Source organism: Mesonia sp. K7 (assembly GCF_003233725.1).
GTDB lineage: Bacteria > Bacteroidota > Bacteroidia > Flavobacteriales > Flavobacteriaceae > Mesonia.
Genome location: NZ_QKQV01000003.1, coordinates 67,401 through 80,719, shown reverse-complemented (window position 1 = coordinate 80,719; position 13,319 = coordinate 67,401). Strand labels below are relative to the sequence as shown.

11 protein-coding genes are annotated in these 13,319 nt (G+C 35.3%); 5 read left to right on the top strand and 6 right to left on the bottom strand.

The annotated features are described in order from the left end of the window. The first annotated feature begins 93 nt into the window (after positions 1-93). Genes DNG35_RS03095 through mfd form a run of 4 tightly spaced genes read left to right on the top strand, consistent with a single transcriptional unit; the run spans position 94 to position 7,013 of the window. Positions 94-2,379, top strand: coding sequence for a two-component regulator propeller domain-containing protein (locus tag DNG35_RS03095; protein WP_158524864.1), 2,286 nt, complete (start codon positions 94-96; stop codon positions 2,377-2,379). After that, on the top strand, positions 2,380-3,090 hold the full coding sequence (gene recO, locus DNG35_RS03090) for a DNA repair protein RecO (protein ID WP_111126292.1): 711 nt from the start codon (positions 2,380-2,382) through the stop codon (positions 3,088-3,090). It abuts the gene before it with no gap. 48 nt (positions 3,091-3,138) lie between these two features. Then, positions 3,139-3,630 (top strand): protease complex subunit PrcB family protein, encoded by a 492-nt coding sequence (locus DNG35_RS03085; protein ID WP_111126291.1) that lies wholly within the window; start codon positions 3,139-3,141, stop codon positions 3,628-3,630. A 17-nt stretch (positions 3,631-3,647) separates the two neighbouring features. Next, a complete protein-coding gene (mfd, locus tag DNG35_RS03080) occupies positions 3,648-7,013 on the top strand; it encodes a transcription-repair coupling factor (RefSeq protein ID WP_111126290.1) in 3,366 nt (1,121 codons plus the stop codon). Here the strand turns inward: mfd and DNG35_RS03075 are convergent. The 3 genes from DNG35_RS03075 to DNG35_RS03065 form a co-directional block, all read right to left on the bottom strand. Further along, entirely contained in the window at positions 7,010-7,369 is a 360-nt protein-coding gene (locus tag DNG35_RS03075) for a YraN family protein (protein WP_111126289.1), read from the bottom strand. The genes mfd and DNG35_RS03075 overlap by 4 nt on opposite strands. Then, entirely contained in the window at positions 7,369-8,265 is an 897-nt protein-coding gene (locus DNG35_RS03070) for an LD-carboxypeptidase (protein ID WP_111126288.1), read from the bottom strand. Before DNG35_RS03070 ends, DNG35_RS03075 begins: the two co-directional genes overlap by 1 nt. A 64-nt stretch (positions 8,266-8,329) precedes the next feature. Further along, the gene (locus DNG35_RS03065; protein WP_111126287.1) at positions 8,330-8,836 is read right to left on the bottom strand and encodes a hypothetical protein; all 507 of its coding nucleotides are present in this window, start codon (positions 8,834-8,836) and stop codon (positions 8,330-8,332) included. A 106-nt stretch (positions 8,837-8,942) separates the two neighbouring features. On the opposite strand from DNG35_RS03065, the gene metG reads away from it, so the two are divergent. After that, on the top strand, positions 8,943-11,000 hold the full coding sequence (gene metG, locus DNG35_RS03060; RefSeq protein WP_111126286.1) for a methionine--tRNA ligase: 2,058 nt from the start codon (positions 8,943-8,945) through the stop codon (positions 10,998-11,000). Between the two features lie 27 nt (positions 11,001-11,027). Here the strand turns inward: metG and DNG35_RS03055 are convergent, their stop codons facing one another. The 3 genes from DNG35_RS03055 to DNG35_RS03045 form a co-directional block, all read right to left on the bottom strand. Further along, positions 11,028-11,489: a CBS domain-containing protein gene (locus DNG35_RS03055; RefSeq protein ID WP_111126285.1), complete on the bottom strand. Its 462-nt coding sequence runs from the start codon at positions 11,487-11,489 to the stop codon at positions 11,028-11,030. Positions 11,490-11,588: 99 nt separating this feature from the next. Continuing rightward, positions 11,589-12,434, bottom strand: coding sequence for a ferritin-like domain-containing protein (locus DNG35_RS03050; protein WP_111126284.1), 846 nt, complete (start codon positions 12,432-12,434; stop codon positions 11,589-11,591). A gap of 33 nt (positions 12,435-12,467) precedes the next feature. Next, entirely contained in the window at positions 12,468-13,193 is a 726-nt protein-coding gene (locus DNG35_RS03045) for a ferritin-like domain-containing protein (RefSeq protein WP_111126283.1), read from the bottom strand. Positions 13,194-13,319 lie beyond the last annotated feature (126 nt).

Here is a 13,319-nt window from a genome sequence, read left to right as displayed (position 1 = left end):
TCTTAAAAGAAAAGCCGCAATTCATGCGGCTTTTTTTATATAAGCAGAGCTGACGCTAAACAATAAAAACCTTTTTTTTCGGTTATAGAAATGATGAAAAAAGTACTTCTTTTACTTTTGGTTTTCTTCCCTTTTTGGGGAATTTCTCAAGATTATTCTACCCAATGGGAAGATATGTTTTCTTATTATAATATCCAGGATGTTTCCTTAGGGTCACAGAAAATATATGCGGCTGCAGAAAATTCGGTATTTAGTTTTTCAAAAATTTCTAACCAAACCGAAAAAATTTCTTCAATTCAGGGTTTATCAAGTGAAAAAATAAGTAAAATTCACTTCTCTAGGGCTTATAATTTACTTTTTGTGGGTTACGAAAGTGGTTTGATAGATATCTACAACCCTCAAGATAAATCTGTTTTAACGGTTATTGATATTGTAGAAAAAGTAACCATTACGCCAGAAAACAAGATGATTAACCATTTCTACGAAGACGAAAATCTACTTTACATAGCTACCAACTACGGAATCTCAGTTTTTAGACTTAACAACTTGGAGTTTGGCGACTCCTATTTTATTGGTGATAATGCAAGTCAGATTAAAGTCAACCAAATTACAGTTAACCAAAGTAGAATTTATACTGCAACAGAATTTGGTATAAAAACTGCAGAAAAAGACAATCCAAATCTTATCGATTATAATGTTTGGCAAACCATAGACCCAAACACTTTTTACAAAGGAATTGTTACACTAGAAAACCAAATGATTGTTGTGGATGATGATAATAACATTAGCAGGTTCAATGGCAATGCTTTCACTTTTGTGGAAAATTTTAACACCAATGTACGAAGTTTTAAATCTGCTGGGAGCTTTCTAACCGTCTGCGGAGTTAACAAAGTAAAAGTATATAACAGTCAAGTAAGTACTTTCATTAACTTAAACAATTTCCCAGATTTCGAAGAAAGCTTCAACACGGCAATTTTTGATTTACAAACCACTTTTATTGGTGATTCTACACTTGGTTTGTTAAGACACAACCCTGAAGGAACAGAACCTTATAGTTTTTTAAGTCCAGATGGCCCTGTGATGAATAGAATATTCAATACCAAGGCTATTCCGAATGAATTATGGATAACTCACGGAGAATATGACATTACTCTAAACCCATATCCGCTAAACCAAAGAGGTGTAAGTCATTACAAAAATGAAGAATGGCAAAATGTAGATTACAAGCAGTTAGACGAAAAAAAAGAAATATCTAGAATAGCCATTAATCCTGCCAATACTAACCAAGTTTTTTTAAGTTGTTTTTATGACGGTTTGATAGAGATTTTAGAGGGGCAGTTACTTATGGTTTATGATGAAACTAATACCCAAATGCCAGAGACTGTAGATTCTAATGGCGATGTTATAGTGCAAGGTGATGTAAGAATCAACGGAATAGGTTTTGATAGACAAGGGAACCTTTGGGGAAATATTTCTATGGTAAAGAACGGCTTATTCAAATTTAATAGTTCAAGTATAAGCTTTCAATTTTTTGATATTACAGAAATAATACCCGATTTTAATGGTGCAAACCTTGGTTTTACAGACTTAGTCGTTGATAATATTGGTAATGTTTTTTTTGGCTCATACAGAGAAGGAGTTGTTGGTTATAATTCAAACTCAAATACTTTTGGAAAAGTAACAGAGAATATCCCAGAAACTTATGTGAGAAGTTTGGCTTTAGATAACAATAATCAACTTTGGATAGGTTCTTCTCGCGGTTTGAGGGTACTTTACGGTCCTTCAGCCATGTTTAATGATCCTAATTTAAGTGCCAGCGAAATTGTAATCCTCGATGAAGATGGTGTTCCACAAGAGTTATTGCGTGACGCTTCTATTTCAGATATTACTGTTGACGGAAACAATAACAAATGGATTGCTACCGATGCAGGTGCTTTTTACCTTTCTTCTAACGGGCAAGAGACTATTTACAGGTTTACCAAAGAAAACTCTCCTTTACCGTCGAATTCGGTTTCTTCAATCGAGGTTGATGAAGCTTCTGGTAAAGTTTATATCGGGACAATAAATGGTTTGGTAGCTTTTCGCGGAACAGCAACTTCAGGGAATGAAACCTTTGAGCAAGTAAGAGCTTTCCCAAACCCCGTTCGTCCTAATTACACAGGTATGGTTACCATAGATGGCCTTCGCGAGGGAGCCAATGTTAAAATTACGGATATTACGGGCAATTTGGTTTATGAAGTAACCGCTCAAGGTGGAAGCATACAATGGGATACGACAGCTTTTGGGAGACATAAAGTTGCTTCTGGAGTTTATATGGTGATGCTTACTTCAGAAGATCAGTTGGAGACCAAGATTACAAAAATTATGATTATTAGATAGATGCTTGTTCATACCAAGGCAATTGTGATTCATGCTATTCGCTATGGCGAAGCCGATCTCATTGTAAAATGCTTTACACAAACCGATGGTTTAAAATCATATCTACTCAGAAGTATTTTAAAAAGCAAAAAAGGAAAATTAAAAGCATCGATGTTTCAGCCTTTGTCGCAACTTGAATTGGTAGCAAATCATAAAAATAAAGGAAGTTTAGAGTACATCAAAGAAGCTAAAATAAATTATCCTTACCAACAAATACATACGCATATTTATAAATCTTCCATAACAATTTTTATTGCCGAGATTCTTAAAAATTGCATTCAAGAAGAAGAAAAAAACGAAAGTCTGTTTATTTTTTTAGAAGAATCTTTCCAAGAATTAGACATTTCAAAAGAATTTTCAAATTTTCATCTTTGGTTATTGTTAGAACTCACCAGGTATCTTGGTTTTTATCCACACAATAACCAAGGAAACGTTTTTAATATGATTGACGGAACTTTTCAAAACTATAAAGACAATAAATATTGCCTAGAAAGTGAAGAAGTTTTGTTTGTGAAGAATAATTTAAATAAAAAGTTTTCAGCAGCGCAGCAATACAAACTCAACCAATCACAAAGACAAGACATTTTAAATCTACTTTTAACTTATTATGAGTTACATTTGCATGGCTTTAAAAAACCAAAATCATTAGAGGTTTTAAGTCAATTATTTTAGAGAAAACAAGAAAATTGCGATATTTGATCTAGAAAAAACAATTAAGATATGAAAAAAGTTATCCTTGCCTTAGTAGCTATTCTTACTTTAGCGTGCAATAGCAACAAAAAAAGTATGTCTCAAGAGAAATCTGAAGGACAAGAAAAAGCGATTAGTCAAGAAAACATGGCTTTAATTTCCCAAGGAGACTTGCACGGAAGTGGTGAAGAAGGCATCGAAGCGCAGCAAACTGTTGTAAAGTCTGAGCTACAATGGAATGAATTACTTCGAAAAATGGGAACAGTAAATCCTGTTGATGGAAACTTATTAGAGACAAAAATAGATTTTAGTAAAAACTACGCCATCGCTTTATTCGATCAAGTAAAAGGCTCTGGAGGTCATAGTATTTTTATTGAAAATGTAGTTACAGGTGAAAATATAACCGTAAAATATAAAAAAACAAGTCCAGATGGGTTGGCAACTTCGGTAATGACACAACCTTACTATATTGCTTTGATTCCAAAAACCGATAAAAAAATTGTTTTTGAAGAAGTAAAATAGATTTTCTTTATTCATGTATGAGTCTTTCGACGATAGTAGAGAAGTATAAGCATAACCTTCAGCATCAAGAATTAAAAAACTTTCTCAATTCTGATAAAGCTTTCGCGAAAGCACAACTCAAAGGATTGGTCGGTTCGTCGTTATCTTTTGTGATAGCCAATGCCTTTAATGCAGTTGAAAAGCCCTTTTTGTTGATTTTTAACGACAAAGAAGAAGCGGCTTATTATCTCAACGATTTTGAAAACTTACTGGGTGATAAAAACGTGCTTTTTTACCCAGGAAGTTATCGCAGGCCTTACCAAATAGAAGAAACCGATAATGCAAATATTCTACTGAGAGCTGAGGTTTTAAACCGAATCAATTCCCGAAAAAAACCATCGCTTATTGTCACTTATCCTGACGCTCTTTTTGAGAAGGTAGTGACCAAAAAAGAGCTCAACAAAAACACCTTAAAGATTGAAGTCGGTCACGAACTTTCGGTAGATTTTGTCAACGAGGTTTTGTTTGAGTACAAATTTAGACGGGTAGATTTTGTGACCGAACCAGGCGAATTTTCGCTCAGAGGCGGAATTATAGACGTTTTCTCTTTCAGTAATGACGAGCCTTATCGGATTGAGTTTTTTGGCGACGAGATAGAAAGTATACGCAGTTTTGATGTCGAGAGCCAACTTTCTACCGAAAAGCACAAAAAAGTTCAGATTATTCCCAACCTTGAAAACAAACATCTCGAAGAGATTCGAGAAACGTTTCTCAATTACATTTCGGATCAAACGGTTGTATTTGCACAAAACCTAGCATTACATCAGGCACAATTCGATAAACTTTTCGAAAAAGCAGAAGAAAGTTTTAAAAAACTTGACGGAGAAATCGCTCAAAAATCGCCTCAAGACTTATTTGTAAATGCTTTACAGTTTCTTAAAGATATAGAGAAATACAAATTGCTAGAACTAAGCAATCAAACTCATTTTCTATCCGATAAAGAAATTATTTTTCAGACCAAACCGCAGCCTTCGTTCAATAAGCATTTCGATTTGTTGATACAAAATCTTATTGAAAACCACGAAAAAGGATATACCAATTATATTTTTTGTATTACTGAGCAACAAGCCCAACGTTTTCATGATATTTTCGATGATCAAGAGCACGAGATACATTATCAAACTGTAATTGCTTCTCTATACAGAGGATTTATAGATGACGATTTAAAAATAGCAGGTTATACCGACCATCAGATTTTTGATCGCTACCATAAATTTCATCTCAAAAACGGGTATGCCAAAAAACAATCGATTACCTTAAAAGAGCTTACTAACCTCGAAATTGGCGATTATGTAACACATATTGATCACGGTATTGGTAAATTTGGCGGACTCCAGAAAATAGATGTCGAAGGCAAACAACAAGAAGCTATCAAACTTATTTATGGCGAACGTGATATTTTATACCTAAGCATTCACTCGTTACATAAAATTACCAAATACAACGGAAAAGACGGTAAGCCTCCTAAAATCTATAAATTAGGCAGTAACGCCTGGAAAAACCTTAAACAAAAAACCAAAACCAGAGTTAAAAATATCGCTTTTAACCTCATCAAACTTTATGCAAAAAGAAAGCTGGAAAAAGGTCACGCTTTTGGTCCAGATACGTTTATGCAACACGAGCTCGAAGCTTCGTTTATGTATGAAGACACACCAGATCAAGTTACTGCAACCGAAGCAGTAAAAAAGGATATGGAAAGCGAACAACCTATGGATAGACTTATTTGTGGAGATGTTGGTTTCGGTAAAACCGAAATTGCACTGCGTGCAGCTTTTAAGGCGGTAGACAACGGCAAACAAGTAGCTGTTTTAGTGCCAACAACTATTTTGGCTTTTCAGCATTTTAAAACCTTTAGCGAAAGACTTAAAGATTTTCCTGTAGTCGTAGATTATTTAAACCGATTTAGAACCGCTAAAGAAAAACGATTGGTATTAGAAAATCTCGAAGCTGGAAAAGTAGATATCGTCATAGGGACACATCAACTGGTCAATAAAAATGTGGTGTTTAAAGATTTAGGCTTATTGATTATCGATGAAGAACAAAAATTTGGAGTAGCGGTTAAAGACAAACTCAAAACCATCAAAGAAAACGTAGATACGCTTACGCTTACGGCAACGCCAATCCCACGAACTCTACAATTTAGTTTGATGGCTGCCAGAGATTTATCGACCATTACTACGCCACCGCCCAATCGTTACCCTATCGAAACCAATGTGGTTCAGTTTTCGGAAGAGACCATACGCGATGCCATTTCGTATGAAATTCAGCGGGGCGGACAAGTATTTTTTATTCATAACCGTATCGAAAATATCAAAGAGGTTGCAGGACTTATCCAACGATTAGTTCCCGATGCTAAAGTAGGAATTGGTCACGGCCAAATGGAGGGTAAAAACCTCGAGAAGATAATGTTGAGCTTTATGAATGGTGAGTTTGATGTTTTGGTGAGTACAACCATTGTCGAAAGTGGTTTAGATGTGCCTAATGCCAATACTATTTTTATTAATAATGCCAATAATTTTGGCTTGTCTGATTTACACCAAATGCGAGGTCGTGTGGGACGAAGTAATAAAAAAGCCTTTTGTTATTTTATTACTCCACCTGTTTCGGTGATGACCGAAGATGCCAGAAAAAGAATCCAGGCGATTGAACAATTCTCAGAATTGGGTAGCGGATTTAATATTGCGATGAAAGATCTTGAAATTCGTGGGGCTGGGGATTTATTAGGAGGTGAACAAAGTGGGTTTATCAATGAGATTGGCTTTGAAACCTATCAAAAAATTCTGAATGAAGCAATTGAAGAGCTTAAAGAAAATGAGTTTAAAGAGTTGTACGAAAATGATTCCGCTACGACGGAAAAAGTTTTTGTAAAAGAAACCCAAATCGATACCGACTTTGAGATTCTTTTTCCTGACGACTATATCAATAGCATTACCGAGCGATTGAATTTATATACCAAGCTCAACGAAATTACTACTGAAGATGAGTTACAGAAATACGAGCGTGAATTGGTAGATCGTTTTGGTAAACTCCCTACCGAAGCGGAAGACTTATTGAACAGTGTTCGCATCAAGTGGATTGCTTCCGATATGGGAATAGAACGATTGGTAATGAAAAAGAATAAGCTGGTCGGTTATTTTATTGCTGACCAAAACTCGGAGTTTTACCAGTCAAAAAAATTCACGAAAGTGTTGCAATACTTCCAACAAAACAGTTCGAAATGCCAAATCAAAGAAAAGCAAACCCGTAATGGTTTACGATTGTTGATTACATTTGATAAAATTAGTTCGATAAGTAAAGCATTACAGGCTTTACAGCCTTTTGCTAAACAAACAGTTGAAGTTTAGAAATGTAAAAAAGCGTCTTCGAGATGTTCTATTTTGGAGCCCGATTTGTTTTGAACAATCGCAATAATATCAAAACGCACTTCGACATCTAAGTCATTATTGATAATATAAAAATCGAGTGCTTTGACCAATTGTTGTATTTGCTTGGGTTTGACAAAATCTTGCGGATTACCAAAAGAAGAAGTACTTCTGGTTTTTACTTCGACGGCACAAATTATATCAGCTTTTTGAGCAATAATATCGATTTCAGCTTTTTGGTAACGAAAATTACGCTCAAGAATTTGATAGCCTTTGTCGATTAAAAAATCAACCGCCAATTGTTCTCCTTTGTTTCCGAGTTCGTTGTGTTGTGCCATCAGCTATAATTTACAGTGCTCTCGTTTTTGTCTACCGTTAAGGTGATTTTTTTGCCCAATATAATGGTTTGATTGTTCTTGATATGTCCTGCCGGAAAGTTAAAAGCCACAGGGAAATCATATTCGGCAACGGTTTCGGAGATAATTTCTTTGGCTGTTTTCCCGAAAGGAATGTTGTTGTCGTTCATTTCAGACATTCCCCCAACAATTAACCCAGCAAGATTTTCTAGCATTCCGTTTCGTTTTAGGTTTTGCATCATGCGGTCGATATGATAGAGGTATTCATCTAAATCTTCCAAAAACAATATTTTTCCATCTGTCTTTAAATTGGTTTTACTTCCGCAAAGTGAATAAAGTACTGAAAGGTTTCCGCCGATAATTTCACCTTGGGCCTTTCCAGTTTTATTAAGTTTTGATTTTGGGAATGTATAACCAAAACTTTCATCAAAAAGTGATTTGCGAAGCGTTTCTCGACTAAGTTCTGTTTTAGTTTCGACCCCTAAGCACATTTGGGCGTGCAGACTGCAATATCCTAAATTGTGAATATGATTATGCAAAACAGTTACATCACTGTAACCAACTATCCATTTAGGTTGTTTGTGGAAATTGGAAAAATTTAGTAGGTCAAGCATTCTTACCGTTCCATAACCGCCTTTAGCACACCAAATCGCTTTTATTTTCGGGTCATCAAGTTGTTTTTGAAAATCATTTGCTCGATCTAAATCACTTCCTGCAAATTGATGGTTTTCCAAACCGATACTTTTACCAATAAAAGGCTGTAAACCCCAACTTTCCATCAGTTTGATGGCAGGCTTCAACTCTTCTTTTTTGACTTTTCTAGCCGTGGCAACAATGGCTATGGTATCTCCTTTTTGTAAATAGGGTGGTGTTTTCATAAAAAAATCCTCTTTTCAAAGGTATGAAAAGAGGATTTTTAAATTATTCTAAACAAAAATTATTTTATTTTCTAGCAGGTCTTGGCAGAATGTCACCACTGTTTAAAGAACCTTTATAATATCCAGAGAAAGCTTTACCGTTTGCTGTACCCTCAAACTCGATTTTATAAGTATCGTTTGATAATATTTCAACCGTTCCCTCAGTTATCTCATAATACTTTTCATTTTCGCTATTTAAATTTATACCTATTTCAGAAGAACTAGAAAATGTATTTGCGTTACCACTATTACTTAGGGTATAAGTTCCAACCTCTAATTTATTTTGGTTATCTGTAAACATTTCAAAATACATACCATTCTCGGCATTGCTTGAAAGAAGATAGATGTCAAAATTGTAAACTCCTTCTGAAAATTCTCCGAAATCTTCTAAATATCCCAAGGATAATTCATATGATGTACCATCATAGGTAAATTCATTTTTCTTTGATGATCCATTATCATCATCGTTACTACATGCAATTGCAGCTATAGCTAAGAAACAAACTAGGGTAATTTTTTTAATTAAATTCATTGTTTTATGTTTTTAAAAATTAAAGCACAATAATACATAAATATTTCATATAATTTATTTTAAGCCAATAGGGTTTTGCTATTTTTACACTTTCAAAATAAAATAAATGAATTTTCCAAAAAGATACACCGTTACAGCAGCATTACCATATACCAATGGCCCAATACATATTGGTCATTTGGCAGGAGTTTATGTTCCTGCAGATATTTATGTAAGGTATCTAAGGCAGTTAGGCAAAGATGTTGTTTTTGTTTGCGGAAGTGACGAACACGGTGTTCCTATTACTATAAAAGCAAAAAAAGAAGGAGTAACACCACAAGAAGTAGTCGATAAATACAATCGTATCATCAAAAAATCTTTTGAAGATTTTGGAATTTCCTTCGACAATTATTCTCGTACGTCGGCAGAAATTCATCATCAGACCGCTTCAGAATTCTTTAAAAAACTATATGATAGCGGAAAGTTTACCGAAGAAGTTACCGAGCAATTATACGATGAAGAAGCACAGCAGTTTCTCGCCGATCGTTTTGTGGTAGGTACTTGCCCAAAATGCGGCAATGAGGATAGTTATGGTGACCAATGTGAAAAATGCGGGACATCGCATAACGCGACCGATTTGATCAATCCACGATCGGCAATTACAGGAAATATGCCTATTTTAAAAGAAACCAAACACTGGTTCTTACCTTTAGACCAATACGAACCTTGGCTCAAAGATTGGATTTTAAACCAACACCAAAAAGATTGGAAAGCTAACGTTTACGGGCAATGCAAATCTTGGATTGACGATGGTTTACGTCCAAGAGCTGTTACCAGAGACCTCGATTGGGGAATTCCAGTCCCGGTAGAAAATGCCGAAGGAAAAGTGCTTTATGTATGGTTTGACGCACCTATCGGTTATATTTCGGCAACCAAAGAATGGGCAGAAAAAACCGGTAAAGATTGGCAGCTATACTGGAAGGATGAAGAGACCAAGTTGGTTCATTTTATAGGAAAAGACAATATTGTTTTTCACTGTATTATTTTCCCAGCGATGCTGAACGCTGAAGGAAGTTATATTTTGCCTGACAATGTCCCTGCAAATGAATTTCTAAACTTAGAAGGCAACAAACTTTCGACCTCTAAAAATTGGGCGGTTTGGTTGCACGAGTATTTAGAAGATTTCTCTGGAAAGGAAGATGTGTTACGTTATGTGCTAACAGCAAATGCACCAGAAACCAAAGACAATGATTTTACTTGGAAAGACTTTCAGCAACGTAATAACAGTGAGCTAGTGGCGATTTTCGGGAACTTTATCAATCGTGTAGTGGTATTGACCAATAAATATTACGATGGTAAAGTTCCAGCAATGGGAGCATTGAGTGATGTAGACGAAAATACACTTTTTGAACTTCGTGCTTATCCGAATGTAATTGCGAGTTCGATAGAGAAATATCGTTTTAGAGAAGCTCAAGGCGAAATGATGAATTTAGCCCGTCTCGGTAACAAATACCTTGCCGACGAAGAGCCTTGGAAAACGATAAAAACAGATGAAGAGCGTACCAAAACCGTGATGAATGTTGCGTTGCAGATTGCTGCTGCTTTGGCAACTGTTTCTGAGCCTTTCTTACCGTTTACTTCGAGAAAACTGCAGAAAATCTTAAACCTTGACACCATAAAATCCTGGGATTCGGTAGTAACGCAAAAAGAGTTGATAGAAGCGGGACACCAAATTGGGCAATCAGAATTACTTTTTGGGAAAATAGAAGACGAAGAAATCAATCAACAATTAGAGAAACTAGCAGCAACAAAAAAAGAAAATATGGCAGAAGCTAAAACGGTAGAACCTCAAAAAGAATTGATAGAGTTTGACGATTTTACCAAACTCGATATCAGAACTGCAACAATAATTGAGGCAGAAAAGATGCCTAAAGCCAATAAATTATTAATCTTAAAAGTAGATACCGGAATTGATAAAAGAACAATTGTTTCTGGGATTGCAGAGCATTTTTCACCAGAAGAAGTGGTGGGTAAAAAAGTTTCGGTAGTGGTAAACTTAAAACCCATAAAGCTGAGAGGAACATTAAGTGAAGGAATGGTATTGATGACTCAAAATAAAGACGGAAAATTGGTTTTTGTAAATCCAGATGAAAAAGGTGTCGATAACGGAACACTGATTTCTTAAAAAAAAACCTCAATTTGAGGTCTTTTTTTATTTCCAATTTACTCCGTGAAGTTTTAAAGCAGTTTCGAGTACATTTTTTTGACTTATCAAGCCAATAAGTCTTCCGCGTTCGTCACAAACCGGAAATTTTCTTTTACGTTCGGTTAGAAATTTGTTTGCCACTTCAAACAAATTCATATCTGGGTTAACGGTTTCTACCTTATGAACCATGTAATCGTCTACCAAAACGTTTTCGATAGGTTGGTTGTAATAACGAGATTCTGAGAGTTGTTTAATACAGTCACCTTCTGAAATAATACCAATTAATTCTTCTTTTTCATTAATTACAGGTCCTCCAGAAATCCTATTTCTTACCATTTCATCAATCACTTTTAGAATGGGTTGCCCTTTATGAAAAACATATACATCTTTATGCATAAAGTCTTTTACAGTAATATTTTCTGAAGTTGTTATACCCACATGTTTCCCTTGAAAACTTTTAATTCCCATAGCTTTAAAAATTAGATTTCAAATAAAATTACGGAATATTTCAATAAAAAAGCTTCCTATTAAGGAAGCTTTATAGAATTTTAAGAATTTTTTCTATCATTACTCGATAAATAAACTTGCGATGGCAACTGCTTCATCACCAGTCAGCACTTCGTCATAAGCTTGTGAAGAAGCTTCTGCAGTAAACGGGTTTCCGTTACCTAAAGTAGTTACATCAACACCACCTTGAATAGTGTTGCTCTCGGGTGTCGCTCCATCATAAACTGGCTGAGCTGCTGCAGGCATTCCTATACCACGTTGATTGAGTGTGATCCAGCCTTCAAGACCTCTTAATCTTCTAATTTCTGAAGCGTGTCTTGCTTCAACCGAATGGATTTGAAGCGCTGCTGTCAGTAATTGATCGTTGCCCATTAAATTTCCGGCTTGACCTTTATAAGCTCGCACACCTGTATCTTCGAAAGCTTGTGCTAAAGCTAAAAGTTGTGCATAAGCAGTTTCTTGACCAGCACCATTTTCATTAAAGGGGTCAAAAGCTCCGCCAGCAGTAAAATCGAATGTTGGTTCTGCTCCTGGTGTTTCTCCTAAACTGTTAATCACGTCTTTTAAAAGTGTTACGTGGGCATTTTCATGTTTAGCGATTTGCTCATAAATAGCTGTTGCTTTAGGATTGGTTAACACCCCAGAATCTAAAGCTTGATTGTAAAAACTTGCTTCAAGATATTCTAAAACTAAAGCTAACTGTAAAGTAGCTACTACTTGATCGTTACTTTGAAAAACTGCAGCTTTTGATTTTTGTGAAACCATACCAGCTAATCCTAAAGGTATAGAAGCCATCGCTGCTTTTTTTCCTATTCTCGTGATTTTGTTTAACGCATCTTTTCTTGAAGCAAGCTTTCCTTCAATATTATCGTTAGTAAATTCGTCTAAAAATTTTATAATACTCATAATGTTGTTTTTTAAATTAATGAAAGTTGATTTTTACGGCAACTGATTGGCTGTAAAAGGTGTCACAATAAAACCACCAGCCGCTTGAATGATTACCGAAGGATTTTCTGCTCCATCTAAACCATTTGCATCTACGATATCATCACCAGAGAATAGTTTAAAATCGTCCATATCACCACCAATAATACTTCTTATGGCTGCGGCATGTCTTGCTTCTACCGATACAATTTTACCTGCAATCACCAAATAGGCTGCAGTTTCAATAATTTTACCAGCACCATTGTATGCTTTAACGCCAGTATCTTCTAAAACCATCGCTGTTTGTAAAACAGAGTTTCTGTTATTAAAATCTACGGATGAAAAGTCAAATTCTAATTGTGCGGGTAAAACAACATCTGCACTAAAGTTTGCATTGAGGGCTGCTTTAAAAAATTCTCGGTGATTTACCTCATGGTTATATAAATCTTCAAGAATATTTTTTTCTTCTGTGGCAGCACTAGACCAATAAGAACCATTTACTACACGCGTATAAAACTCTGCTTCTAATTGTTCTAATGCATAAGCATAGTTAAGAACACCTAGATCACCGCCACCTAAGTCAAAAACATCGGGATTTGGATTTCCTCCATCGTCATCGCTACTGCAACTTAGTAGTAGCCCAGTTCCTGCAACAGCAAGACCACTAAGCTTTAAAAACTTTCTTCTACTGTTGCCTTTACCGACAGCAGCAGGTTCTACTTTAATTTTTTTGTTTCTCATAATCTTCTAAAGTTTGTTGATTTACCAAGACTTACGAAGATGAATGAGGTACAGTTTTTCTAAAGAAGTTAAAATTTGTTAAAGTATCAATAAACTGAATATTTTATTAAGAAAATCATAAATATT

What these genes read in the sequence shown, in the direction of transcription:
- DNG35_RS03095 (WP_158524864.1), top strand. Translation starts at nt 94, where the DNA reads ATGAAAAAAGTACTTCTTTTACTTTTGGTTTTCTTCCCTTTTTGGGGA.
- recO (WP_111126292.1), top strand. Translation starts at nt 2,380, where the DNA reads ATGCTTGTTCATACCAAGGCAATTGTGATTCATGCTATTCGCTATGGC.
- DNG35_RS03085 (WP_111126291.1), top strand. Translation starts at nt 3,139, where the DNA reads ATGAAAAAAGTTATCCTTGCCTTAGTAGCTATTCTTACTTTAGCGTGC.
- mfd (WP_111126290.1), top strand. Translation starts at nt 3,648, where the DNA reads ATGAGTCTTTCGACGATAGTAGAGAAGTATAAGCATAACCTTCAGCAT.
- DNG35_RS03075 (WP_111126289.1), bottom strand. Translation starts at nt 7,369, where the DNA reads ATGGCACAACACAACGAACTCGGAAACAAAGGAGAACAATTGGCGGTT.
- DNG35_RS03070 (WP_111126288.1), bottom strand. Translation starts at nt 8,265, where the DNA reads ATGAAAACACCACCCTATTTACAAAAAGGAGATACCATAGCCATTGTT.
- DNG35_RS03065 (WP_111126287.1), bottom strand. Translation starts at nt 8,836, where the DNA reads ATGAATTTAATTAAAAAAATTACCCTAGTTTGTTTCTTAGCTATAGCT.
- metG (WP_111126286.1), top strand. Translation starts at nt 8,943, where the DNA reads ATGAATTTTCCAAAAAGATACACCGTTACAGCAGCATTACCATATACC.
- DNG35_RS03055 (WP_111126285.1), bottom strand. Translation starts at nt 11,489, where the DNA reads ATGGGAATTAAAAGTTTTCAAGGGAAACATGTGGGTATAACAACTTCA.
- DNG35_RS03050 (WP_111126284.1), bottom strand. Translation starts at nt 12,434, where the DNA reads ATGAGTATTATAAAATTTTTAGACGAATTTACTAACGATAATATTGAA.
- DNG35_RS03045 (WP_111126283.1), bottom strand. Translation starts at nt 13,193, where the DNA reads ATGAGAAACAAAAAAATTAAAGTAGAACCTGCTGCTGTCGGTAAAGGC.